The following is a 24341-nucleotide window of genomic DNA, read 5'->3' on the forward strand; positions in this document are numbered from 1 at the left end:
GACGCTCGACGCCGGCTTCGGCTCGCCGTCGCGGATGTACGACAGCGCGCCGGCCGAACTCGGCATGGCGCCGTCCGCGTATCGCCGCAAGGGCGCGGGGCTCACGGTCCGCTACGCGAGCGCGCCGACCCCGCTTGGCTTCGTGCTCGTCGCCGCGACCGACAAAGGCATCTGCAAGATCGGTTTCGGCGACGACCCCGCGCCGCTCATCGACGAACTGCGCGGCGAATTCGCCAACGCGGCGCTCTGCGAAGACGCCGCCGGGCTCGCGCCGTTCGTCGCGCAGATCGACGCGTATCTGCGCGGCACCCGCCAGGACTTCGATCTGCCGCTCGACATCGCCTCGACCGCGTTCAAGCAGCGCGTGTGGGACGCGCTGCGGCGCATTCCGTACGGCGAAACGCGCAGCTATTCGCAAATCGCCGAGGCGGTCGGCTCGCCACGCGCCGTGCGCGCGGTGGCGAGCGCGTGCGCGACGAATCCGGTCGCGCTTGCGATTCCCTGCCATCGCGTCGTGCAGAAGGGCGGGGCGCTCGCCGGCTATCGCTGGGGGCTGCCGCGCAAGGCCGCCTTGCTCGACAACGAGGCGCAGCACGCCGGCGACGCGGCGCACGGCGCCAGCGAGGCGGACCACCGCAAAGCAGGCCGCGACGACGCGAGCCCGAACCCCGCCAAGACAACAACATCCCGACTGGATCACGCCGCGTGACTACGCATAACGACGTCGCAACCCTCGAACTGCCCTTCAAACCACCCTTCGACTGGCCGCGCCTGCTGCGCTTTTTCGGCGGCCGCGCGACGCCAGGCGTCGAAGCCGTCGAAGACGGCGCGTATCGCCGCGCGATCGACTGGAACGGCGACGGCGGCACGCTCAGCGTGCGTCTGCATCCGCGCAAGCGCTGCATCGTCGCGAGTATCGACGGGCCCGCGAGCCGTCACGCCGACGCGCTCGCCGCGCCGATCGCGAAGATGTTCGACCTGCGCGCCGATCCGAAGCAGATTGCCGCGGGCTTCGCCGCTGATCCGTGGCTCGCGCCGCTCGTCGAGGCGGTGCCCGGCCTGCGCGTGCCGGGCGCATGGTCCGGCTTCGAGCTCGTGGTGCGCGCGATCGTCGGCCAGCAGGTCAGCGTGAAGGCCGCGACGACGATCATCGGACGGCTCGTGCAGCGCGCGGGCGAGCGCATCGAAGCTCATCCGCATGAGAACACCGCGTGGCGTTTCCCGACGCCCGCCGCGCTGGCCGAGGTCGACCTCGCGCAGATCGGCATGCCGGGCAAACGCGTCGCCGCCTTGCAAGGCTTCGCGCGCGCGGTCGCGAGCGGCGAGGTGCCGCTCGACAGCGACACCGTCGACGCCACGAGCCTGCGCGCCGCCTTGCTCGCTCTCGCGGGCATCGGCCCGTGGACCGTCGAGTACGTCGCGATGCGCGCCTGGCGCGACCCCGACGCGTGGCCCGCGTCGGACCTCGTGCTGATGCAGGCAATCTGCGCGCGCGATCCGTCGCTCGTGCGCCCCGCGCAGCAGCGCAGCCGCACCGATGCGTGGCGGCCATATCGCGCGTACGCGGCGATGCATCTGTGGAACGAGATCGCGGATCGAGCAGGCGCGGCCCGTGGCGGCTGAGTCGACGGCCGTCATGTCGACGGCCAGGTGAGGCGAGGCGACCCGCCGTACGCGGTTTGCGATCGCTGCACGAATAGCGTCACGCAACATGCAGCAGCGAGTTGCGTCGCCGGAACAGCAGATGCGGCGCGCCGGCAAGCAGCGCGCGCATCCCGCCGAAGTGGCCGCAAGCAGCCGTTCTGGCGAGATGTTAAAGTGCCCGCTACTGAAAATTCCGCCGAACGTTGTCGCCGCACCGTACCGCCGTATCGCCAGCGAAACATCAGGTGATAATCAGGCCAGGCGGTACGCTGCGGCGGCAACGCGCGACTCGCATCAATGCCAAACACGAAACCTTCCCGCACGACCGATGCGTTCTCGCACCGCCTGTCCGTGCTGACCTCGAGCCCGCAACGCGAGGCGCTGATACGCGGCCTGCGCGGCATCGAGAAGGAAAGCCTGCGCGTCACGCACGACGGCCAGCTCGCGATGACGCAGCATCCGCGCGCGCTCGGCTCGGCGCTCACGCATCCTTCGCTAACCACGGACTACTCCGAAGCGCTGCTCGAACTGATTACGCCAGCCGAACAGGACGTTGCCGACACGCTCGCAAAACTCGACACGCTGCATCGTTTCGTCTATGCCGAACTCGACGGCGAGATCCTCTGGAACAACTCGATGCCGGGCCTCCTGCCCGCCGCCGACGAGGGCATTCCGATCGCGCACTACGGCAGCTCGAACATCGGCAGGCTCAAGTACGTGTATCGCGTCGGCCTCGCGCTGCGGTATGGCCGCGCGATGCAGTGCATCGCAGGCATCCACTACAACTATTCGCTGAACGAAGAAGTATGGCGGCAGCTGCATGCGGATCAGCAGTCCACCGCGAACGCCGTCGATTTCCAGTCCGAGCGCTACCTCGCGCTGATCCGCAATTTCCGCCGCACGAACTGGCTGCTGATGTATCTGTTCGGCGCGTCGCCGGCGCTCGATCGCCGCTTCCTGCGCGATCGCCCGCACGCGCTCGACAGCTTCGACGCCGACACGCTGTATCGCCCGTACGCAACAAGCCTGCGCATGAGCGACCTCGGCTATTCGAACACCACCGCGCAAGCCGCGCTGCACGCCGACTACGACACGCTGCCCGGCTATCTCGACGCGCTCGCGAAAGCGGTGAGCCAGCCCTATCCGGCCTACGAGCAGATCGGCACGCAACGCGACGGCGAGTGGGTGCAGATCAACACCAACGTGCTGCAGATCGAAAACGAGTTCTATTCGACGATTCGTCCGAAACGCGTCACGTATCCGGGCGAGCGGCCGCTGCACGCGCTCGCCGCGCGCGGCGTGCAATACGTCGAAGTGCGTTGCATGGATATCGATCCGTTCGAGCCGACCGGTATTTCATTGGAGACCTCGCGCTTTCTCGACGCCTATCTGCTCGTCTGTGCACTCGAGGACAGCGCGCCGTTGCCGCCGCCCGCCTATGCCGAAGCGAACCAGAACTTCGGCCGCGTGACGATGGAAGGCCGCAAGCCCGGCCTCGAACTGATCCGCGACGGCAAGACCGTTGCGATGACCGATTGGGCCGACGAACTGCTCGCGAAGATCGACGCGGCCGCGGCCGCGCTCGACACGCTGCAGGGCGGCGACGCGCATGCGCGCGCCGTGGCCGCGCAACGCGCGAAACTCGCGGACGCGTCGCTGACGCCGTCGGCGCGCGTGCTGCAAACGATGCGCGACAGGCAGCAGAGCTTTATCGCGTTCGGTCTCGAACAGAGCGAGGCACATGCCGCGTATTTCCGCTCGCGTCCGCTCGATGCCGCGAAGGCGAAAGAGTTCGCCGACCTCGCGGTACAATCGCTCGACGAACAGGCGAAGCTCGAACGCGAAGAAGTCGGTTCGTTCGATGCGTTCGTCGCTGCTTATCGGGCGTATACGCTCAATCGTTTTAGCGTCTGAACGACGCGCAACTGATGTGAAGAAAGAGAAAGCGGCCCACGTGGCCGCTTTTTTGTTCGCCGCGCCATTCGACCCAGGGCATCCTGCAAATGAGCCGCGGGTAGGCTACGAGTAGGCAGCTGGTAGGCTTTACGCACGACACTTGCGGTTCGCGCCACCGATCGGCAAATTCTCCGCGCGCGCCAACGATTCTCCGAGGCGCATGAAACACCGCCCCGGCGTTGCGGTCCAAAGTGGTATGACACGCTCCGCAGCGGGAGGTACCAACGTGATGAGCAAATGTCTGTGGGCCGCGCTGTGTCTGGTGGCGACGGCAGGGTGTTCGACGCAGGGCCAGGTCGATCCGGACGTCATGCAGATCGCGACCACACCGTTGACGTGTTCGAGCCGGACCGAATGCGATCTCTGGTGGCAACGTGCGCAGTCATGGGTAGCGAGTCATTCGAAGTACAAGATCGAAACCGCAACCGATTCGCTGATCCAGACCACCGGCCCCGATGGCGGCAAGCGCGCACTCGCGTATCAGATCACGCGCACCGCGAATCCGGATGGCACCGCGACCATCGGCTTCTCCGCGCATTGCGACGGCGCATTGGGATGCAAGCCGAACCCGTGGCAAGCGGGCGCCGATTTCAAGCAGTACGTGAGAGGCGCGAGTGCTGAAGCGCCGCAGGGTGGAGCAAAGCCCGCGCAATCGCCAGAGCCTGCCGCGATGCATCCGGAAGCAATGCCGGAAAAGCCGCCGGCGACGCCGAACGGCGAGGCGATGTCGCAGTAGTGCGCGGGGCGTGCGTCGCAGTGATCGCACAGGTACGCCCCGCACATCAACAACACGTTACGCCGATGCGAACGACACGCCGCGCTCGAGCTTCGGCATGCGCGCTCGCCGCATCGGCGTGCAACGGCTCAATGCCCCATCGAAGGCCCCGCGCCCTTGCGCGGCTTCGTGATCCACACCAGCACCGCCAGCACGAGAAACGCCGCGCAGGAAATGCGGAAGAAATCGTTGGTGGCCATCATGTACGCCTGCGAGGTCACCACCTGGTTCAACTGAGCAGTGAGGCTGTCGCCGGAAAGCCCGACGCCCGCGAGCGCATTCGTATAGGCATTGGTATTCGGCGAATACACGTTGACCGTATCGGCGAGCATCGCATGGTGATAGATCGTGTCGTTCTCCCAGAACGTCGTGCTGATGGCCGTGCCGATCGCGCCCGACAACGTGCGGAAGAAATTCGACAGACCCGACGCGCTCGCGAGCCGTTCGTCGGACACGCTGGAGAGCGTGATCGTCGTCATCGGCACGAAGAAGCACGCCACGCCGATGCCCTGCACGAGCCGCGGCAGAATCACGCCACCGAACGACACGTCGAGCGTAAACGTCGAGTTCCAGAACGACACGATCGCGAACACGATAAACGCGAAGCTCGCGACCATGCGCAGATTCAGCCGATGCATGTTCTTGCCGATCATCGGCGAGAGGAACAGCGCGAGCAATCCGACGGGTGCCGTGGCGAGGCCCGCGAGGCCGGCCGTGTAGCCCATTACCGTTTGGAGCCACAGCGGGAAGATCACCACCGAGCCGAAGAACGCCATGAAGCCGAATGAGATGATGACGACGCCGAGCGCGAAGTTGCGATCCTTGAAGAGTGACAGATCGACGATCGGCTCCTCCTCCGTCAACTCCCATACGAGCAGGAACGCAATCGACACGAGCGCGATCACCGCGAGCGTCACGATGAACGTCGAATTGAACCAGTCGCGGTCCTTGCCGAGGTCGAGCATCATCTGCAGGCACGACACGCCGGTCACGAGCAGCGCGAGGCCGATCACGTCGATGCGCTGCTGCGTCGTCTTCGTCTCGCGGCCGCGCAGCAGCAGGTACGCGCAAATCGCCGAGAACAGGCCGATCGGCACGTTGATGTAGAAAATCCACGGCCACGTGAAGTTGTCGGTGATGTAGCCGCCCATCACGGGACCGAAGATCGGCGCACAGATCACGGTCATCGCCCAGAGGCCGAGTGCGAGTCCGCGCTTCGCGGGCGGATAAGAGCGCATCAGGATCGTTTGCGAGAGCGGCACCATCGGCCCGGACACGAGCCCTTGCACGAGCCGGAACACGATCAGCGATTCGAAGTTGTGCGCGAAGCCGCAGGCCGCCGACGCGAGCGTAAAGAGCAGCACCGACAGCGTGAACAGCCGCACTTCGCCGACGCGTCGCGCGAGCCAGCCGGTCAGCGGCACGGCAATCGCCGAGGCGACCGAATACGACGAGATCACCCAGGTGCCCTGGCTGGAGGCAACGCCGAGGCTGCCGGAAATGGTCGGCACCGCGACGTTCGCGATCGAGGTGTCGAGCACCTCCATGAAGGTGCCGAGCGCAAGGCCGACGGTCAGCAGGGCAAGCGTGCCGCCCTGTAGCTGGGCGGGTTCGTCGGCAAGCGGCGTAGCATCGGAAGCCGTGGCATCCATAGGTTGTTCTCCTCAGCCGGGAAAGCTTGTCACAGCAGCTTTATCGCGCGCTTCAAACGCGCCGCTTTCATGCCGCATCATCCTCTGCCCAGACAGCTTTCTTCAGGCAATGGCGCCTGGGGAAGCGCCTCGTTGCCTTGTTGTTGCGCGCCACCGCCTTGCGGCGATGGGTCTTCAGATCACGCGTCCGGCACATCCGGCTGCGCGGTCAATCCACAACATCCGCCGCCCCCTCCGTCCGGCCCGTTCGCAATGAAGCGGCTGAGCAGATGAATCAGCGTGGCGTGTTCGTCGGCGCTGAAACCGCGCAGCTGCTCGTTGAGCACCGCGACGCCGAGGCCCGGCAATTGCCGCGCGGCGTCATGGCCCTGCGGCGTCAGTTCCAGCTTCACCATGCGCCGGTCGTCGCTGCTGCGCGTGCGCACCACAAAACCTTTCTTTTCAAGACGATCCAGCAGACGCGTCATCGAACCGCTGTCGTACGACATGGCGCGCGACAGCTCGAACGGCGTGCTCGCGCGCCGCGACGACAGCATCAGGATCACGCCGATCTGCTGCGCGGTCAGCCCCAGCGGCTTGACCGCGCGGTCCGTGCGCTCGACCAGCACGTTGCGCGCTTTCGTCAGGTAATAGCCGAGACTCGTCGTGAGATCGGTCTCGTCCGCGTGGTAAGGGCCATCAGCCATGGTGTATCCGCAACATCGACAGGCAGAGGGAAGTTTAGCTGCCTAAGCAGGCAAGTCAAATCGCATTTTCAAACGACTGACCGGCAGAAAAACAACACTCCGGTCGTTCAAGGAGTGCAGTATGTTGAAAACTAATTGCATAGTCAATATTATGTTAAGCAATGAGTTTCGCGCGATACGCGCCTTTCGAGACCATGTTCTGACCGATCGTCCGCACGCCGCGGCTCCGCGACGCGCAAAAACAGGATTTCCCCGATGCTGTACCTCAAAAACACGCTTGGCGGCCTGAGCCGCTCACTGACCGATTCCGCACACAGGAACTTCCAAGGTCCGCACCGCTGGTGGAAGCTCGCGCTGTTCGCAGGACTGTTCGTGCTGCCGGGCGGATCGGTCGGCGTCGCGCTGCTCGCGTGGGTGGAGCATCGGCGGGAAACGAAGCGCGCGAAGAACAAGGCAGCGGCCGTGGACAACCCGACGATCGTGCTGTCCGTGGAAGCCAGCGCGGCTACGGCAAAAGCCATTGCGGCTCCCGCGGCAAACGCCGCCACGGGCTGCCAGGCGCGCGGCGGTAAGCCGTGCCGGGCCGCAGCCGGCAAGCTGGCGCGGCAAAGACAGGCCAAACCGGCGGAAACGAGGGTTTGATCGTCGGCGCGCGTTCAGTGCGCGCGTCCGCCGCGATTCGACGCGCGACTTTGCCCGCTCGCCACACACGCGCCACCCGGCGCCCGCCGCTCCTCGCCTCACGCGGTAACAACGCGTAACCATCTCAATACCGCAAGTAACACACCTGCGCGTAGCCACGCATTACGCTTTCACCTTTCAGTTTCCCGCGCTCGTGCGGGCTCATACGCTAACATTCCGGCAGACCACGATCTCGCCCGGCCGGTGGCGCCGCTCCGGCCGCACCGCGGCGTCCAGAAGGAATCCATTGCATGCAGTCTGATCGAACCTCGCGCGCGCGGCCGCTTGCGCCGCGCGCTCTGACCCTTGCCGTAAGCGCGGCCTGCGCGATGCTCGTGGCCGCCTGCGCGGTCGGCCCCAACTATCAGCGGCCGGCCACCGAGATCCCGGCGTCGTACAAGGAAGCCGCCCCCGGCTGGAAGGTCGCCGAACCGGCCGATCAGTACGATCGTGGCGACTGGTGGGCCATCTACGAAGACCCGAAGCTCAACGAACTCGAAGACAAGTTGAACGCCGCGAACCAGACCATCGCGCAGTTCGCCGCGAGCTACCGGCAGGCGCGCGCGCTGGTCGGCGAGGCGCGTGCCGCGTATTTCCCGACCATCGGCGCGTCGGCGGGCGCGACGCGCTCGGGCAACGGCACGTCGTCGGGCGGTAATTCGACGACGGCGACAAACCGCACCGGCATCAACAACAACTTCAACGTCCAGCTCGACGCCAGCTGGGAGCCGGACCTGTGGGGTTCGGTCACGCGCTCGGTCAACGCGCAGAAGGCCGGCCAGCAGGGCGCCGCCGCCGACCTCGCGAACGCGCGCCTGTCGGCTCAGGCCACGCTCGCGCAAACCTACTTCTCGCTGCGCGCGCTCGACTCCACGCAAAAGCTGCTCGACGACACCGTCGCGGCCTATCAGCGCTCGCTGCAACTCACGCAGAACCAGTACGCGGCCGGCGTCGCCGCGCGCTCGGACGTGATTCAGGCGCAAACGCAATTGCAATCGGCGCAGGCCGCGGCAATCGACAACGGCATCCAGCGCGCCCAGGACGAGCATGCGATCGCAGTGCTGATCGGCATGCCGGCCTCGATGTTCTCGCTGCCGCCGATGCCGCTCACCGCGACGCCACCCGCCGTGCCCGCGCAAATGCCGTCGGCGCTGCTCGAACGGCGGCCGGACATCGCCTCGGCCGAGCGCAAGGCCGCAGCCGCAAACGAGCAGATCGGCGTCGCGATCGCGGCGTTCTTCCCGTCGCTGACGGTATCGGCGACCGGCGGCTTCGAGAACTCGGTGTTCTCGCAGTTGCTGACCTTGCCGTCGCGCTTCTGGACGCTCGGCCCGCAACTCGCCGGGACGATCTTCGACGCCGGCCTGCGCAAGGCGCAAACCGACGCCGCGCGCGCCGCCTACGACGCCGACGTCGCCACCTATCGTCAGACGGTGCTGACCGCGTTCCAGGACGTCGAGGACAACCTCGCGTCGCAGCGCATCCTCGAACAGGAAATCGTCGTGCAGCGGCAGGCGGTCGAGTCGGCCCGCCAGGCGCTCGCGATCGTCACCAACGAGTACAAGGCGGGCACGGTCGGCTTCGTCAACGTGCTGACCGCGCAGACCACCGCGTTCACGGCCGAGCAGAAGCTCGAGAGCATCGCGGGGCAGCGGATGGTGTCGTCGGTGGGGCTGGTGAAGGCGCTCGGCGGCGGCTGGGACGCGTCGCAGATGAATCGTGAGACGGGCGAGGTGGCTGCGCCGGCTCCGTTGCCGGCTGCGGCTGCGGTCACGCCGGGCGCGGCAGCCGCGGCAAGCGGCGCTGCCGTGGCGATGGCCGCCACGCCGGTAGCGCGTAGCGAGATGCCAAACACGGCGCAGAACGGCATGGAGGCGCAACCCCAAGTGCCGGGCAAATAAACGCCACGCCGCTCGCGAACCGCTGAAGCATCAACGAAGAATCAATCGCAAAGCGAAGCAAGAGCAAAGCAAAGCAGGACCGCAAAAACAGAAGAGGCATGACCGCGCAACGCGGCCATGCCTCTTTTTTTCATCGCGCCACACGTCAGCAACGCGCACGCATCAGCACACGAAAATCAGTGCACGAAAGCCAGCGCCACCGTATCTGGCCCGCTCGGCCGGCCTAGCAGATTCAGCAGGCCGGCCAGGTTGTCGCGCGCCTCGGGCGCGGCGCTCGCCGTGCCATGAAACGACGTCGAAGCCGCCGACACCGTGCCGCTGCCGTTCAGCATCAGCGGTCCCTTGAGCGTGCTCAGATCGAGCGTCGACGAAGTGCCCTGCGCCTGCAAACGGACCCGATACGAACCGAGCGGCTTGACGAGCGAAATCCGCGAGCTGACGTCGGTCAGCGTCATGGTCAGTTGCCCGAACGCTTCGCCATTGAAGCTGCGCCAGTCCGTCCACGAGAGCTGCACGTCGCCCTGCAGATCGAGCGTATTGAACGGCGCGCCGAGCCCGACGAGCAGCGACGCCGGCACCGCGAGCGCGCCCGGCGTGATGGTTGCACCGCGCGGCGTCGCGTCGACCGTGACCGGCTCGGGCATCGCCTCGCTGTGCCGCATGACCATGCGCACGCGTCCCGTGAACAATGGCCAGAACGCCGTATGCCATTCGATCCGGCCAGGCAGCAAGGTGGCCGTGCTCATGTCGGAACCGGCGGCCAGCATCAGTGTGGCCGAGCCGTGCCAGAGCGAGCCTTCCGCGTCGACGAAATTGACGTGGCCGTGGGTCTGCCGCGCAAACTGCGGCGTGATCCAGGCGGCCGGCAGCAAGGCCAGCATCACGGCCGCGGCCGACAACAACGCGACCACGAGCCAGGGCAGCGCGATACGTACGCGCCACATCCAGTAATTCATGCGAAATCCTGTAGCGAACGGCTCATTCTTATTTTGCGGTCGACGGCTGCAACGACACCGTCAGGTCCACCTGGCCGTCGTCCTTCAACGCGGTGATGTGCGCCTCGGCGACCTGCACCTTGAACTGCTTGCGCACGTCGTCGACCCATGTCGTCCAGGCCGGAAACGCGACGTTCTTCATCTGCACCTGCACCGCGTTGCCGATGAACTGCACCTGCGTCGCGGTCAATCCGTGATCGCCGAGCGACGCCGTCAGCGCATCCTTCAAGGCCGCGCCGGTCGGCGCCACGCCCTGAGCGGCCGCCGAGAGCGAACGCGCCTCGTTCGCCTGCGCGGTCATCTGCGCGAGTTGCCGTTGCAGCGCCGGCAGCGATTCCTTGAGGTGCGAGCGGCCGTCCTGCGCCGGCGCCCACAGCACCGACCACGCGACCACCAGAGCGAGCACGCCGCCGCCCCACGTCAGCAGCCCCTTTTCGCGATCGGTGCGCTGGTCCCAGAATCCGGCCCATGTTTGAGCGAGTTCAGCTTTCATTGTCCGTTCCTGATGGTCCACTTGCCGGTGTTGCTGTCGATCGCGCCGGTGAGTCCGTTGCGCTCGAGGCGCTTCGCAAAATCGGGATCGACCTTGATCTCCGGTTTGAAGGTCACCTCGAGGCGGTGATCGTGATAGTCGAGCGCGGCGATGCCGTTGACCGGCAGCGGCGACAGCGAGCGCGCGAGGCCATCGGCGAGCGAGAGGAAATCTTCCGGCGACAGTTCGCCCGCCGCGACACGCAACTGCTGCACCTGGCGCGCCATCTGGTCGGGCGCGTCGAGCACGACCGTCGTCTTCGGGAACGTGTTGAGCAGCAGCTCCGTCATCTGCGTGTTGATCGCGTCGCGCTGGCGCGACAGCATCAGCCACTGCACGTTCGCGCCGATGACCGCGACGACGAGCGCCGCGACCGCGAGCAGGATCGGCAGACGCAGACGCCGGAGCGTCGCGCGATCGAGCCGCCACGGCTGCGAGGCGAACTCGAACTGGCACAGATCGAAGCGACATTCGAGCGCGCGCCGCGCAAGCTGTTCGAACGGCAGCGGACTCGCGCCGTGGACGTGCGCGGCGAGCCGCGCGGGACTCGTCGCGGAAGACCCCGGTTCGTTGCCGGGCACCTCGGTCAGCATATACAGCGACACCGGCACAGCGCCCGCGAGCGCGGCCAGCGTCGCGTTCACGGCATTGGCCGGCGCCGCAAGCCCTTCGCCTTGCACGCCGCGCGCAATCGCGAGTTCGACGCGCGGCACGCCGCTCTCGACCGCGCCTTCGAGCAGCAGGGCGGGCGCGGTCTGCACGACCGCGCCGAGCACGGCGGCGACCATCGGCACGAGCGGCGGCGCCTCGGGTGCGGCGGCGGACGCGGCATCCGGCAGCGCATTCGCGCCACCCGCCGCGCCGGCCAGGACCGGCTCGCGAGCGTCGGCCGTCTCGCCGACGCTCGCGGGCGTCTCGATCACGGGCACCTGCGGCAGGCAACGCGTGACCGGCACCGCGCGCAGGCTGCGATGGCCAGCCGCCGTAACTGCCTCGCAGATGAAGCGGAACCAGCCGCGATCGACGATCGCGAGCAATTGCCGGCCATCGCCGAGCGCTTGCGGATCGACCGCGATATGGCAGGTTTGCGGGTCCTGGATCAGTTGATCCTCGACGATATTCGGCAGCGCCTGACGCAGCTTCGGACCGCGCAGCGGCGGCAGCGTCGCGGGCATCAGCAGCAGGTCGCACGCGGCGACCATCAGCACGGCCACGCTCGCGCGCGGCAGCAGCGCGAGCGCCGAACGGCCGGCGCGCTGCGTGCGGCCCGTCTTGTCGAGCAGGACGAACGGCAGCTCGGGCAGTTGCCATTCCTGCGAGGGCACCGCCGGATCACGCGGCGGCAATAGAACGATCAGCGTGCTCAAAGGCCACTCTCTCTCGGGATTGCGTAGTTCATAGTTGGTCTTGCACCCGCACGATACGCGTAGTGTGAGTCAATGGATCGCGATAGACGAGTGTCGTCCGGTCCACGGTGGCGCGCTCGTGCTGCACGCTGCCGTGAACGAGGAAGTAGCTCGAATTGACGTCGAACTCGCTCGCATCGATCGACGCCGACTGCACGCCTGAGGCGGTCAGCGCGAGCTGCACGTCGCCGGTGTTGCGGAAAAACACGGTCTGCCGGCGCGCAACGAGCGTCTGCGCCTGCGACACCGTCATGCCTGTGACGACGGCCGCGATCACTTCGGCCGACGCGGTATTCATATTGAGCGCCGTAATCGTTGGCAACACGGTGACGAACGGGCGCAGACGCTCGACGATTTCGGGCGTGTAGCCGGGAATGTCGAGCAGCGAGTCGACGCCGATCAGCTGCAGCGGCGCGACCGCCGGGTTCTCGTCGGCGTCCTCGATGCCGGGCTGGCTCGTGAAGCTGCCGCCGCCTGTGCCACCCCCGCCCCCACCGCCGCCGACCGGCGTCGCGCTGCTCGTCGGCGTGCCGGTCTGGAAGCGCGTCGCCGATTGCGAGAGCGCGGCGCGCATCTGCAACGCGGTGGCCTTGGCGAGCTGGCCGCTCAGGCCGAGCGAGATCAGCAGGCGCTGATACGCGGCGGTCTGCTCCGCGTTCAGCTGCATCACGCCGGGCGCGGGACTCGCCACAAGATTGCGCAGATTGAATTTGGCCTGCGCGTCCTCGATCGAACCGGACAGATACGTGGCCGCGCCTTCCTCGGCGCGCACCTCGCCGATCTGTCCGAGGAAATCGGACAGGCGCGTACGCGCGATCGGCACACCCCATAAGCCGCCCAGATACGTGATGCCCGCCGACGTGTCGCCTTCCGAGCGCAAAATCAGCCGGGTCCAGTCGAGCGCGCCGCGCGCGACCCATTGCGCCTGCGAGAGCAGCCGCTGGTTTTCGATGCGCCGGACCTGCACCTGCTGACGCCACAGCATGCCGGCGACGAGAATCGCCGAGAGCGAGACGACGAGCAGCGCGCTGATGATCGCGACGCCACGCTCGCGCGCGCGGCGCCCCTGAACGCGAGCGCGCACTCGCGCACCCGATGCACACCGCCGCCGCGATAACGGGGAGAACGTCATTTCATTCTCCGATCAGAAAAACACGCGTGACGGGCCGCGCAAGCGAGGTCGCGCCGATGCGCACCTCGAGTCCCGTCGCCGAACGCGGCATCGGCGCATTGCCGAGCTGCGGCACCCTCAGATTGTTGGCGGCTTCGCCGATCGCGGCCTGCACGTCGTTCATCTGCGTGGTCCAGCCGAGCTTCGGCACGTACAGGCGCGCCGAGATCGAGCCGACGCCGCCCATCAGCGGGATCGCGTTCCAGCCCTCGCTGTCGCCGCCGTTCAGCGCGCGCCGCAACTCGCCGACGTTGCCAAGCGGCGGCGACGCCGAGCGCACCACGCGTCCATTGGCGATCCGATAGCGCACGACCTGCAGACGCGGCGCCTTGCCCGGCAAAACCATGTACCGCACGATCTGCAGCGTGTTGCCGGAGATCGAGACCGCGGCCTGACCGGCTTCATCGTCGCTGGCGGCCTGGCGCGCGTCGATGCGCATCTGGTCGAAGAGTTGCGCGAACACGCGCTCGTTTTCCATCGCGTTCGTAATCGTCGTGCGGCCGCGGATGATCTGGTCGAGCCCGCGCCACGACAGCACCGCGATCACCGCGAGGATCGCAATCGCGACCAGCAGTTCGATCAGCGTGAAGCCACGCGCGCCGACCCGGCGGCGGCGCTCAGAGCGAGCGGTTGTTTTCATTCGCGACCACCGTGACCATCTGAGCGAGATTGCCGGAGCGCCCAGGCATCGTCACCATGACTTCGACACGGCGAAACACCGGATTCGGCGTCGCCGTCACATGTTCGGTACAGACCAGTTGCAGATTGCCCTGCGAGCAATCGAAGCGCGTTTCGCCGACGTTCGGCCAGCCGTGCGTCAGATGCAATTGCGCGAGCGCGTTGTCCGCGCTCCAGCCGGCGAGCAGACGTTGATGCAGATCGGCCTCGCCGCTCGCGAGACTGCCGACCGCGCGCAGCGACGCGGCGAGCGCGACCGCGATGATCGCGAGCGCGACGAGCACTTCGATCATCGTGAAGCCGCGCGCAGCGTGACGCGAAACATGGCCGCGCGGCTTGCGGTTCGTGTGGCGGGGAAGGGCGCAGGCGTTCCTGCTGCGGCGAAGCATGTCAACGCACCTCGTAGCGGCCATTGCCGGTGCCGACGATCGTCGCCTGTCCGGCCGCCGAAAACAGCGTGACCTGCACCGGCACGTCGATCGCCTCGGTGCCGAAGACGATGCGATCGGCCTGCGAATCCGAACCGGGATAGCTGATCGAGACACTGGTCACGCCGCCTTCCCATCGACGCGGCCCGAGCAGGTCGTCGCGCAACGGACGCCAGCCGTCCTCGGTACGCAGATCGAAACGGAAACCGCCGTCGTACGGCTGCCATGCGATCGGCCGCGCGCGCACCTGCGCTTCGTCGCCGGCCGATTCGAACAGCAGCGCGAGACGCTGCGCTTCCTCGTTCAGGTCAGTGCGCGGATTGCGCGTCATCGTCACGGCGGTCAGCGACACGAGCAGGCCCGCGATCACGAGCACGACCATCATTTCGAGCAGCGTGAAGCCGGCCGCGCGGCGCCGGCTCGCGTGCGTGGACATCATGTAACTCTCGGAATACCGATACGGACTATTGCCACGAACCGACGTCGGCATCGTTGCCTTCGCCGCCGGCCTTGCCATCGGCCCCGTAGCTGAACACGTCGATCTCGCCGTGCACGCCCGGATTCAGATACTGGTACGCATTGCCCCACGGATCGTTCGGCAGACGCTCGAGGTAGCCGCCGTCCTTCCAGTTGTTCGGCACGGGGTCGGTGCTCGGCTTTTCGATCAGCGCGCGCAGGCCCTGCTCCTGGGTCGGATAGCGGCCGTTGTCGAGGCGATAGAGCTTCAATGCCTGCATCACGGTGCCGATGTCCTGCTTCGCGGCGACGCGCCGCGCTTCGTCCGGACGGCTCATGATCTTCGGCACGATCAACGCGGCGAGAATGCCGAGAATCGCGATCACGACCATGATTTCGATCAGCGTAAAACCGCGCTGGCGACGGCTGCGCGAACCCGCGTTGTCAGCGCGGCGAATGGTCGACAGTTGCATAGCTTGCTACCTCTTTTCAGGTGAAATTTTCGACTTGGGCGCATATTGAACACGCCGGGTCGGTCATTTTAATGTCATGGAGTTGAAGGGTTTCAACCCACCGAAATTTTCACAATAGTCCGTACAATGTGCGCATGAACGCCATCCAAATCCGCCTCCTGTCGCTCGCGCTGTTCGCCGCTTTCTGCGCGACGCTGACCTACTGGGTCATCACCCTCACCACGATGTCCGGCGCGCCGTTGCCGGCTGCCGCCGCGCATGCGCAGGTCTCGACCGAGCAGGCCGCGACGCTGTTCGGCGGACAGCTCCAGCGCAACGTCAATCAGGACATCCATCTGTTCGGCATCCTCGCATTACGCGAAGGCGCGGCGGCAATCGTCAGCGTCGGCGGCGAACCGCCTCATGCGGTGTCGCTCGGCAGCACGCTCATGCAAGGCACCAAACTCTCCGAAGTCCGCGCCCGCTCGATCATCATCGACCGCAACGGCGCGCACTCCGAAGTCTTCCTGCCTCCCAACGCGAGCGGCCCCACCATCTACGTACGCTAAACCAGAAACGGTTGCGCGGCCGCTGCGGCCCGCCGCGCCATCCTTTCCGTTTCTTCCTCGCCTTTCAGTTCTTCCTCGCGCTGCGGCTGCCCGTTACTGCACGAGGTTGTTCAACTCGATGATCGGCATCATCACCGCCAGCACGATCACGAGCACCACGCCCCCCATCGCCAGAATCAGCAGCGGTTCGAGCAGGCTCGTGAGGAACATCGTGCGCCGTTCGAGTTCGCGCGCTTCGCCTTCGGACGCGCGATCGAGCATCGTCGTTACGTCGCCGGTCGCCTCGCCCGAACGGATCAGGTGCACGAGCACCGGCGGAAACGTCTTCGTGTTGCCGAGCGCGCGCGACAGCGAGGTGCCTTCGCGCACGCGCACGATCGCATCGTCGATGTTCTCGCGCATCGCGTTGTTGCTGAGCGTTTCGGCGGCGGCCTGCAACGCGCGCAGAATCGGCACGCCCGCCGCGGTCAGAATGCCGAGCGTGCTTGCGAAGCGCACGGTGTTGTAGCCGCGCACGAGCTTGCCGAGCAGCGGCGCGGTCAGCAGCCAGCGGTCGAACGCGAGACGCGGGCCGGGCTGCTTCAACGTCGAGCGCACGAGATACGCGACCACGACAACACCGATCAGCATCGCCCACCACCAGTGCCGCACGAAGCCCGACAGCGCCATCATCAGCACGGTGAGAATCGGCAGCTGCTGCTTCGTGCTCGCGAACACGTTCACGACCTGCGGCACCACATAGCTGAGCAGGAACGTCACGATGCCGAACGCGATCAGCGTGACGACCGCCGGATAGGTGAACGCAAGCACGATCTTCTGTTTCAATGCATTGCGCTGTTCGATGTAGTCGGCGAGCCGCGACAGCACGAGACCGAGCTTGCCCGTATGTTCGCCGGCCGCGACGAGCGCCCGGTAAATCTCGGGGAAATCCTTCGGATGCTGCGTGAGCGCATTGGCCAGCGAATGACCGCCGAGCACTTCGGCGCGAATCGACGCCATCAGCTCGCGGATGTAATCGCGCTCCGACTGCTCGGTCAGCACCGCGAGCGCTTCGTCGAGCGGCAGCCCCGCGATCAGCAGACTCGCGAGTTGCCGCGTGAGAATGGCCTGCTCGCGTTGCGACAGACGACGCCCGAGCGCGAGCCGTTGATCGCGCTCGCCGCGCGTGCGCGAGGCGGCCGGTTCGACGACGAGCGGCGTGAGCCCTTGCGAGCGCAGGTTCGTGCGGGCACTGCGCGCGCTGTCCGCGTCGAGCACGCCTTTTTGCGCCTTGCCCGCGGCGTCGATCGCTTCAAAACGAAATGCCGGCATGCGCTTATGCTCCGCCCGTCACGCGAATCACTTCCTCGAGCGACGTGAGCCCCGATTCGAGCCAGCGCTCCGAATCCTCGCGCAGCGTACGCATGCCCTGCGCGCGGCCCGCTTCGAGAATTTCCGCATCGGCCGCGTTGCGATGAATCAGCGTGCGGATCGATTCGTCGATCAGCAGCAACTCGTACACGCCGCGCCGTCCCGCATAACCGGAGTGCCCGCACCGGTCGCAGCCGACCGGATGCCAGCGCTTGCTGCCATCCTCTTCGGTGCGCTCTTCGCGGCATACCGGGCACAGCCGCCGCACGAGCCGCTGCGCCAGCACGCCGAGCAGCGACGAGGCGAGCAGATACGGCTCGACGCCCATGTCCGTGAGACGCGTGACGGCCGAGGCCGCGTCGTTCGTGTGCAGCGTCGCGAGCACGAGGTGGCCCGTGAGCGATGCCTGCACCGCGATCTGCGCCGTTTCGAGGTCGCGGATTTCGCCGATCATGATGACGTCCGGGTCCTGCCGCAGAATCGAGCGCAACGCGCGCGCGAAGCTCATGCCGATCCGCTCGTTGACCTGGGTCTGACCGATGCCCGACAGGTCGTATTCGATCGGGTCTTCCACCGTCATGATGTTGGTGGTCGCCGTCTCCAGCCGCGACATCGACGCATACAGCGTCGTGGTCTTGCCCGAGCCGGTCGGGCCCGTCACGAGCACGATGCCGTGCGGCTTGCCGATCAGCTTGTCGAACTGGCCGAGCGTGTCCGAGGCCATGCCGAGCGCTTCGAGATTCAGGCGCGAGGCATCCTTCTCCAGCAGACGCAGCACCGCGCGCTCGCCGTGTCCGGTCGGCAGCGTCGAGACGCGCACGTCGACCGGGCGGCCGCCCACGCGCAACGTGATGCGGCCGTCCTGCGGCAGACGCTTCTCGGCGATGTCGAGCTGCGCCATGATCTTGATCCGCGAAATCAGCGCGCCGTGCAGCGCTTTTTTCGGCCGCACCACGTCGCGCAGCGTGCCGTCGACGCGAAAGCGCACGACCGACGCATTCTCGAACGGCTCGATGTGAATGTCGGAAGCCTGTTCGCGCGCGGCCTGCGTGAGCAGCGCATTGATCATGCGGATGATCGGCGCGTCGTCTTCCGATTCGAGCAGATCCTCGACCTCGGGAATGTCCTGCATCAGACGCGAGAGATCGACTTCGCCTTCCACCTCGCCGACCACCTGCGCGGCGCTGCCGTCCTGGCGCGCGTAGGCCTGGTTGATTGCCTGCGCGAGTTCGTCGGCCGGCATGCGCACGACCGAGACCGCGCCGAAATTGCGCGCGACCTCGGCAAGCGCCGCGTCGCTCGTGCGTTCGCTGATCCAGACTTCGAGGCTGTCGGGGTGCTGATGCGCGACGAGAATCTGGCCGCCGCGCGCGAAGCCGTACGGCACGAGCCGGGCCGCGAGCGGCGAGGGCGCCGCGTGCTCGCCGACGGCCTCGCCGTGGTGCGTGCGCTGCGATTGCGCGGGCGTCTGCGTCACGGACGCGCTCCCGGCGACATCGTGCTCGGCTCGACGCTGCTCGCCGGGGCGATGACGGCGGGCTGCGGCACGGGTTGCGTCGTCGCGGGCTGCGCCGCTTGCGGCACGGCCTGTTGCGGCGTTTGTTGGGGGGCTTGCTGCGGCATCATCTGCTGACGGCGCATCTGGTTCAGATCGAACAGGTTCATCGCGGGCACGCCACCCTGGCTCGGGCCAATCGGCATCGGCGGCACGACCGGATCGTCGCGATCCTTCATGATGTTGTTGTCCGAGCGGTACGCGCCCTGCACGCCCTGGATGTAGTCGTAGCGGTTCGCCGTGACAGCCTGCGCGGTATCGCGATCGCTGATGATGACGGGACGCAGGAACACCATCAGGTTGGTCTTGTCGCGCGTCTTCTGCTCCGAGCGGAACAGCTGGCCGAGCCACGGAATGTCGCCGAGCAGCGGCACCTTGCTGTTGCTGACCTGGTAGTTGTCCTGCATCAGGCCGCCGAGCACGATGATCTCGCCGTTATCGCACAGCACCGTCGACTGGATCGAGCGCTTCGTGAACTCCGGGCCCGCCGGGTTCGTCGTCGAGTTGTTCGTGCCGTTCACGATCGCCGAATCTTCGGTGTAAAGCTGCAGCTTGAGGATGCCGCCTTCGGTGATCTGCGGCTTCACGTGCAGCGTGAGACCGATGTCGACGCGGTCGAACGTGTTGAATGCCGCGCTCGTCGTGCCGCTCGTCAGGTTCGAGTACGAACCGGTCTGGATCGGCACGTTCGTACCGACGACGATCTTCGCTTCCTCGTTGTCGAGTGTAATCAGGTTAGGCGTGGACAGCACGTTCGCGTCGGCGGTCTGCGAGAGCGCCTGCAGCAGCGCGCCGAGACCCTGTACGCCGAAGAGGTTGTGAATCCAGCCGACGTTCAGGCCTTGCTGAAGCGTGCCATTGCCGAGCGCCGAGGCAAGCCCGAGACCGCTGGTCGCGCCGGCTGTCGCGCCGGCCGTTACGGCCGCGGCCGTCAGGTTGACGATGCTGTTGCCGGAGCCGGCCGCCAGGTTCGTGCCCGCGAACAGCGAATTGTTCGCGACCTGCCACTGGATGCCGAGATTGCCGCTCGTATTCGAGTTCAGCTCGACGATCAGCGCCTCGATGTAGACCTGCGCGCGACGCGCGTCGAGCTGGTCGATCACCGCGCGCAGATTGCGGTAGACGGGGTCCGGCGCGGTGATGATCAGCGAGTTGGTCGCGGAGTCGGCCGTGATCATGCCGCCGCCCTGGTTGTCGTCGCTCTTGTTCTTGTCGCCGCCGAGAAAATCGCCGTTGTTATTCGAGCCCGAGGCGCCGCCGCCCATCGGCGAGGCCATCGAGCTGCTGCCGAGGCCGCCCGACGGCAACGGCGGCGTGCCGGACGTGCCCGTCGAGTTGCTGCCCGACAGGCCGCCGCTGCTATTCTGGTTGAACGAGTTCGCTTCGTTCGAGCCGCCCGACGAACCGCCTTCGCCGCCGCCGCTCTTGCCGAGCATGCTGCGCAGCGTGCGCGCGAGCTTCGTCGCATCCGCGTTGCGCAGCGGCACGACGTGCATGTTGCCTGGCATCGTGGTCGGCGTGTCGAGCTGCTTCGCGAGTTCCCGCGCGGCGGCAAGGCGCGCGCTGTTCGAGGCGCGGATCAGCAGCGAGTTGGTGCGCGGGTCAGACGAAATCGATACCTTCAGCGTCGCGTCCGTGCTGCCGATCGAGCCCGGGTCGAGCATCTTGTTCATCTGCTGGGCGATGTCGATCGCGTTCGCGTTCTTCAGCTGCACGACCGCGACCGACTGGCCCGCCGCGCTGTCGACGCCCGCAATGATCTGCGCGATGCGCCGCACGTTGTCGGCGTAATCGGTGACGACAATCGTATTGTTGGCCGGATAGGCCGCGACGGTATTGTTCGGCGAGATCAGCGGACGCAGCACCGGCAGCAGGTTATTGGCCGATTCGTTCTTCAGCGTGAAGACCTGCGTGACCACCTGGTCGCCGCGCGCGCTCGGCGTATTGCCGACGTAGGTCGGCACGCCCTGCAGCTTGGCGTCGGCCTCGGGCACGACCTTCAGCACGCCGTGATCCTGCACCAGCGCGAAGCCCTGCATGCGCAGTGCCGACTGCAGGGTTTTCAGCGCCTGATCTTCAGGTACAGCGTTTTCGGAAACGAGGTTCAGCTGTCCCTTCACCCGTGGGTCGACAATGATCGTTTTGCCGGTTGCGGCGCCGATCGCCTTCGCGACCTGATCGATGTCGGCGTTCACGAAATTCAGTGTCACCTCTGCCTGTGCTGTCTGCGCGGTGATCAACCCAGCCACCAGCAGCGCCGTTGCCACGCGACGCAAAGCCATACAATTTCTTCTCATGGAATGTGATATCGATGCCGGCAGCCGCTGCCACCGACGGTCATGCGATGCGGACCCGGCGGCAAGCCATTGCCCGATCGGCTTACGAGCCGGTTGCGAAAACGATTTCCGCGTGGAACACCAGCTCGCCAATGTCCGAAAAAAACGAACAGTACCAGCTTTTCATGTCGGATTTGAAACAAAACAGACGACCTCGCGCGATTCCTTTAAAAGATCGCTGGGTTGTCATTCAATTGAAAGCAAACCGGCTTCAGGAGCGAATCTCAGCACGCGGATTTGTGCTGCCTTATGTCGGTTGGCCAACTTGACGATGTTCAGACTGCCGGTATGATACGAGCCGTTCGACTCGCCGTTATGGGTTTGCTCACGCGGGTTTTCCCCGACGCGCGATAAACACCCGGCCAGCCTGCCTCTCGCGGCAAAAACGCGGCCGGGAAAACGCCTTACTGATCCTTACTCCGAGATTTTCTGGCTGTCTTTAGCGATGAAATGTCCGTTCGTTACTGTCGTTGTCACCCTGACCCTGCTCGCGGCAGCGGGGTCGGCACGCGCCGACTGTTTCGACGAGGCGGCCAAATATCAGAAGGTTAATCCGCTGATTCTGCGGGCCATCGCCTGGCAGGAATCGCACAACCGGCCGGACGCGCAGCACAAGAACGCGAACGGCTCGACCGACTACGGCGTGATGCAGATCAACTCGATCCATCTGCCTGTGCTCGCGCAATACGGCATCTCGCAGGGCACGCTGATGGAGCCGTGCAAGAACGTCTATATCGCCGCGTGGCATCTGCGCCGGCAGATGAACAAGTACGGCAATACGTGGCAGGCGGTCGGCGCGTACCACTCCGAAACGCCGGCATTGCGCGACAAGTACTCGCAGCAGATCGTCGCGATTCTGCGTAGCTGGAAGTTGATGCCGGCCGCACGCTAGTACGAGAACTAAAGCGGTTTGCCGGGTTTCTCGTTCGCTGGCGTGCTTTCTTCCGTTTTTTCCTCGTGATTTTCCCCACGAATACGGCCGTGCCTCTCGCCGCCACGATGCTCGCGCGCGGCCCATGGCCGTTTTGATGCACAATGCGGCTTCATGCTGCCGCGACGATCCGTTCGGGCTCGCGCGGCAAAACGGCCAAGCGGTTCATGCAAGGCCGGGCCCGGCATGCCTTCCCATCTTCCTGTTTTCTCCGTACCGCGATGAACCAGCCGCTATTGCCCGTCACCGTGCTCTCCGGTTTTCTGGGCGCCGGCAAGACCACGCTCCTGAACCACATCCTCGCGAATCGCGCCGGTCTGCGCGTCGCGGTGATCGTCAACGATCTCGCCGCCGTCAATATCGATTCGGCGCTCGTGCGTCACGCCGCCGAGTTGTCGCGTGTCGAGGAACAGCTCGTCGAGTTGTCGAACGGCTGCATCTGCTGCACGTTGCGCGACGATCTGCTGAACGAGATCCGCCGCCTCGCGGAAGAAAAGCGCTTCGATGCGCTGCTGATCGAATCGACCGGCGTCGCCGAACCGATGCCGATCGCCGAAACCTTCGCGTTCGTCGACGATGACGGTGCATCGCTATCCGATATCGCGCGGCTCGACACGATGGTGACGGTCGTCGATGCGTTCAACTTCCTGCGCGACTATGCCTCGGCCGAGGCGCTCGCCGAACGCGGCGTCGCCGTCAGCGAAGAAGACGACCGCACGATCGTCGAACTGCTGATCGAGCAGATCGAATTCTGTGACGTGCTCGTCGTGAACAAGGCGGACCTCGTCAGCACGGACGAACTCGCGCGCCTGCAAGGCATCCTCACGCGCATCAACCCGCGCGCGGTGCAGGTGGTAAGCCGCTTCGGCTGCGTGCCGCTCGACCAGGTGCTGAACACGGGGCGCTTCGATTTCGACGAGGCGTCGAGCGCGCCGGGCTGGCTCGCCTCGCTCGATCACGGCCACGACGATGAGCACGGCCACGCGCATCACGGCGAAGCGGACGAATACGGCATCGGCAATTTCATTTATCGCGCGCGCCGGCCGTTTCATCCGCAGCGGCTGTGGGAATTGCTGCATCAGGAATGGAAGGGCGTGCTGCGCAGCAAGGGCTTCTTCTGGCTCGCGACGCGCAATGACATTGCCGGTTCGCTGTCGCAAGCGGGCGGTGCCTGCCGGCATGGTCCGGCGGGCATGTGGTGGGCCGCGCAGGATCGCAGCGAATGGCCCGACGGAGACGACGAACTGAGCGCCGAAATCGCCGCCGACTGGTATGGCGATCTGGACGATACGAGCATCGGCGACCGTCGCCAGGAGCTGGTGTTGATCGGCATCGATATCGATCCGGCCGCGTGGCGCGCGAAATTCGACGCGTGCCTGCTCAGTGACGCCGAATACGCGCTCGGGTCAGAGGCCTGGCGGCAGTTCGACGATCCGTTCCCCGCATGGGACTTCGACGAAGACAATCACGATCATGACGGCGCACAGGGTCACACCCATCACGATCACGGCCACGATTGCGAACACGGCGGAGATGGTCACGGCGAAATCGTGCATCGTCACGACTGAGCACCGGGCGCACCAGGCACAGCGCCCGGCATTTTCCCGCTGGCCGGAAACGAAATCGCGGACGAAAAAAAACCCGCCATGGGCGGGTTTCTAGCGGGTGTCAACTGCCCGGCAGATCGATCTGCTTAGCGCTTGTTGACTGCGTCCTTGAACGCTTTGCCGGCGGTGAACTTGACGGTCTTGGCTGCCGGAATCTTGATGGTTTCGCCAGTCTTGGGATTGCGACCCGTACGCGCTGCGCGCTTACCCGAACCGAAGCTGCCGAAGCCGATCAACTGGACCGCTTCACCCTTCGACACAGCCTTCTTGATCACTTCGAGCAACGTGTCCAGCGTTTCGCCGGTTTGAGCCTTGCTGGCGCCCGTCTGTCCTGCGACAGCGTCGATCAATTCCTGTTTGTTCATTAAGGTTCCTTTCTGAGTTTAGGTTGATACGAACAGCGCGAACGCGCCGATTATACGTGCGCGCACCGCGCCGTCGAGCAGCTGCGGCCCTGATCCCCGAGAATCTCTCGCAGCGGACAGGTGACTGTCCGCCGGCCGTGCTGCCGCTCCCTTCGCGGCGCTTGCTATGATAGCGCAGCGCAAACCCAATCAGGATAAGGGTTTCGAAGATTTGC

24 protein-coding genes are annotated in these 24341 nt (G+C 65.8%); 10 read left to right on the plus strand and 14 right to left on the minus strand.

Annotated features, from left to right (window positions below; genetic code table 11):
• From GXB81_RS05700 to GXB81_RS05715, 4 genes are all read left to right on the plus strand, one after another.
• On the plus strand, positions 1 to 709 hold a 709-nt coding region (locus GXB81_RS05700), incomplete at its 5' end, for a methylated-DNA--[protein]-cysteine S-methyltransferase (RefSeq protein ID WP_205988616.1).
• Positions 706 to 1623 carry a DNA-3-methyladenine glycosylase 2 family protein gene (locus tag GXB81_RS05705; RefSeq protein WP_205988617.1) on the plus strand — a complete coding sequence of 306 codons (918 nt, stop codon included), beginning with the start codon at positions 706 to 708 and terminating at the stop codon, positions 1621 to 1623. The genes GXB81_RS05700 and GXB81_RS05705, both read left to right, overlap by 4 nt.
• A 318-nt stretch (positions 1624 to 1941) precedes the next feature.
• On the plus strand, positions 1942 to 3558 hold the full coding sequence (gene gshA / locus GXB81_RS05710; RefSeq protein WP_205988618.1) for a glutamate--cysteine ligase: 1617 nt from the start codon (positions 1942 to 1944) through the stop codon (positions 3556 to 3558).
• Positions 3559 to 3829: 271 nt separating this feature from the next.
• Complete coding sequence (locus GXB81_RS05715; RefSeq protein WP_205988641.1) at positions 3830 to 4336, plus strand: hypothetical protein; 507 nt, start codon at positions 3830 to 3832, stop codon at positions 4334 to 4336.
• Between the two features lie 128 nt (positions 4337 to 4464).
• Here the strand turns inward: GXB81_RS05715 and GXB81_RS05720 are convergent, their stop codons facing one another.
• The gene (locus GXB81_RS05720) at positions 4465 to 6027 is read right to left on the minus strand and encodes a DHA2 family efflux MFS transporter permease subunit (protein ID WP_167285631.1); all 1563 of its coding nucleotides are present in this window, start codon (positions 6025 to 6027) and stop codon (positions 4465 to 4467) included.
• Positions 6028 to 6206: 179 nt separating this feature from the next.
• Complete coding sequence (locus tag GXB81_RS05725; RefSeq protein WP_167050088.1) at positions 6207 to 6713, minus strand: MarR family transcriptional regulator; 507 nt, start codon at positions 6711 to 6713, stop codon at positions 6207 to 6209.
• Between the two features lie 255 nt (positions 6714 to 6968).
• On the opposite strand from GXB81_RS05725, the gene GXB81_RS05730 reads away from it, so the two are divergent.
• Both GXB81_RS05730 and GXB81_RS05735 read left to right on the plus strand, forming a co-directional pair.
• A complete protein-coding gene (locus GXB81_RS05730; protein WP_205988619.1) occupies positions 6969 to 7355 on the plus strand; it encodes a hypothetical protein in 387 nt (128 codons plus the stop codon).
• A 290-nt stretch (positions 7356 to 7645) separates the two neighbouring features.
• Positions 7646 to 9295: an efflux transporter outer membrane subunit gene (locus GXB81_RS05735; RefSeq protein WP_167285629.1), complete on the plus strand. Its 1650-nt coding sequence runs from the start codon at positions 7646 to 7648 to the stop codon at positions 9293 to 9295.
• A 176-nt stretch (positions 9296 to 9471) separates the two neighbouring features.
• On the opposite strand, the gene GXB81_RS05740 is transcribed toward GXB81_RS05735, so the two are convergent.
• The 8 genes from GXB81_RS05740 to gspG form a co-directional block, all read right to left on the minus strand.
• The gene (locus GXB81_RS05740; RefSeq protein ID WP_167285628.1) at positions 9472 to 10251 is read right to left on the minus strand and encodes a type II secretion system protein N; all 780 of its coding nucleotides are present in this window, start codon (positions 10249 to 10251) and stop codon (positions 9472 to 9474) included.
• 28 nt (positions 10252 to 10279) lie between these two features.
• Positions 10280 to 10783, minus strand: coding sequence for a type II secretion system protein M (locus tag GXB81_RS05745; RefSeq protein ID WP_205988620.1), 504 nt, complete (start codon positions 10781 to 10783; stop codon positions 10280 to 10282).
• Positions 10780 to 12189 (minus strand): type II secretion system protein GspL, encoded by a 1410-nt coding sequence (gene gspL, locus GXB81_RS05750; RefSeq protein ID WP_205988621.1) that lies wholly within the window; start codon positions 12187 to 12189, stop codon positions 10780 to 10782. The genes GXB81_RS05745 and gspL overlap by 4 nt, the downstream gene beginning before the upstream one ends.
• A gap of 28 nt (positions 12190 to 12217) precedes the next feature.
• On the minus strand, positions 12218 to 13360 hold the full coding sequence (gene gspK / locus GXB81_RS05755) for a type II secretion system minor pseudopilin GspK (protein ID WP_205988622.1): 1143 nt from the start codon (positions 13358 to 13360) through the stop codon (positions 12218 to 12220).
• Between the two features lies 1 nt (position 13361).
• Positions 13362 to 14039 (minus strand): prepilin-type N-terminal cleavage/methylation domain-containing protein, encoded by a 678-nt coding sequence (locus tag GXB81_RS05760; protein WP_167284419.1) that lies wholly within the window; start codon positions 14037 to 14039, stop codon positions 13362 to 13364.
• Positions 14017 to 14370 (minus strand): type II secretion system minor pseudopilin GspI, encoded by a 354-nt coding sequence (gene gspI, locus GXB81_RS05765; protein ID WP_205988642.1) that lies wholly within the window; start codon positions 14368 to 14370, stop codon positions 14017 to 14019. Before gspI ends, GXB81_RS05760 begins: the two co-directional genes overlap by 23 nt.
• Positions 14371 to 14467: 97 nt before the next feature.
• Entirely contained in the window at positions 14468 to 14944 is a 477-nt protein-coding gene (locus GXB81_RS05770) for a GspH/FimT family pseudopilin (protein ID WP_240159290.1), read from the minus strand.
• A gap of 25 nt (positions 14945 to 14969) precedes the next feature.
• Complete coding sequence (gene gspG / locus GXB81_RS05775) at positions 14970 to 15434, minus strand: type II secretion system major pseudopilin GspG (RefSeq protein ID WP_167049124.1); 465 nt, start codon at positions 15432 to 15434, stop codon at positions 14970 to 14972.
• A 134-nt stretch (positions 15435 to 15568) separates the two neighbouring features.
• Between gspG and GXB81_RS05780 the strand changes: the two genes are divergently transcribed.
• Positions 15569 to 15982 carry a type II secretion system protein N gene (locus tag GXB81_RS05780; RefSeq protein WP_167284418.1) on the plus strand — a complete coding sequence of 138 codons (414 nt, stop codon included), beginning with the start codon at positions 15569 to 15571 and terminating at the stop codon, positions 15980 to 15982.
• A 93-nt stretch (positions 15983 to 16075) separates the two neighbouring features.
• Here GXB81_RS05780 and gspF read toward each other — a convergent pair whose 3' ends face one another.
• Genes gspF through gspD form a run of 3 tightly spaced genes read right to left on the minus strand, consistent with a single transcriptional unit; the run spans position 16076 to position 21169 of the window.
• Complete coding sequence (gene gspF / locus GXB81_RS05785; RefSeq protein WP_167049120.1) at positions 16076 to 17293, minus strand: type II secretion system inner membrane protein GspF; 1218 nt, start codon at positions 17291 to 17293, stop codon at positions 16076 to 16078.
• A 4-nt stretch (positions 17294 to 17297) separates the two neighbouring features.
• Positions 17298 to 18809: a type II secretion system ATPase GspE gene (gene gspE, locus GXB81_RS05790; protein ID WP_205988623.1), complete on the minus strand. Its 1512-nt coding sequence runs from the start codon at positions 18807 to 18809 to the stop codon at positions 17298 to 17300.
• Positions 18806 to 21169, minus strand: a complete 2364-nt coding sequence (gene gspD, locus GXB81_RS05795; RefSeq protein ID WP_205988624.1) for a type II secretion system secretin GspD — start codon at positions 21167 to 21169, stop codon at positions 18806 to 18808. Before gspD ends, gspE begins: the two co-directional genes overlap by 4 nt.
• A gap of 29 nt (positions 21170 to 21198) precedes the next feature.
• On the opposite strand from gspD, the gene GXB81_RS05800 reads away from it, so the two are divergent.
• The 3 genes from GXB81_RS05800 to GXB81_RS05810 all read left to right on the plus strand — a co-directional run bounded on the left by GXB81_RS05800 (position 21199) and on the right by GXB81_RS05810 (position 23722).
• Positions 21199 to 21492 (plus strand): hypothetical protein, encoded by a 294-nt coding sequence (locus tag GXB81_RS05800; RefSeq protein ID WP_167284415.1) that lies wholly within the window; start codon positions 21199 to 21201, stop codon positions 21490 to 21492.
• Positions 21493 to 21668: 176 nt separating this feature from the next.
• Positions 21669 to 22115, plus strand: coding sequence for a lytic transglycosylase domain-containing protein (locus tag GXB81_RS05805; protein WP_167049112.1), 447 nt, complete (start codon positions 21669 to 21671; stop codon positions 22113 to 22115).
• A gap of 260 nt (positions 22116 to 22375) precedes the next feature.
• Positions 22376 to 23722, plus strand: a complete 1347-nt coding sequence (locus tag GXB81_RS05810; RefSeq protein WP_205988625.1) for a GTP-binding protein — start codon at positions 22376 to 22378, stop codon at positions 23720 to 23722.
• A gap of 125 nt (positions 23723 to 23847) precedes the next feature.
• Here GXB81_RS05810 and GXB81_RS05815 read toward each other — a convergent pair whose 3' ends face one another.
• Positions 23848 to 24126, minus strand: coding sequence for an HU family DNA-binding protein (locus GXB81_RS05815; protein ID WP_085482965.1), 279 nt, complete (start codon positions 24124 to 24126; stop codon positions 23848 to 23850).
• Positions 24127 to 24341 lie beyond the last annotated feature (215 nt).

The organism is Paraburkholderia sp. Ac-20336, from assembly GCF_017105025.1.
In the GTDB taxonomy this organism is placed as follows: domain Bacteria; phylum Pseudomonadota; class Gammaproteobacteria; order Burkholderiales; family Burkholderiaceae; genus Paraburkholderia.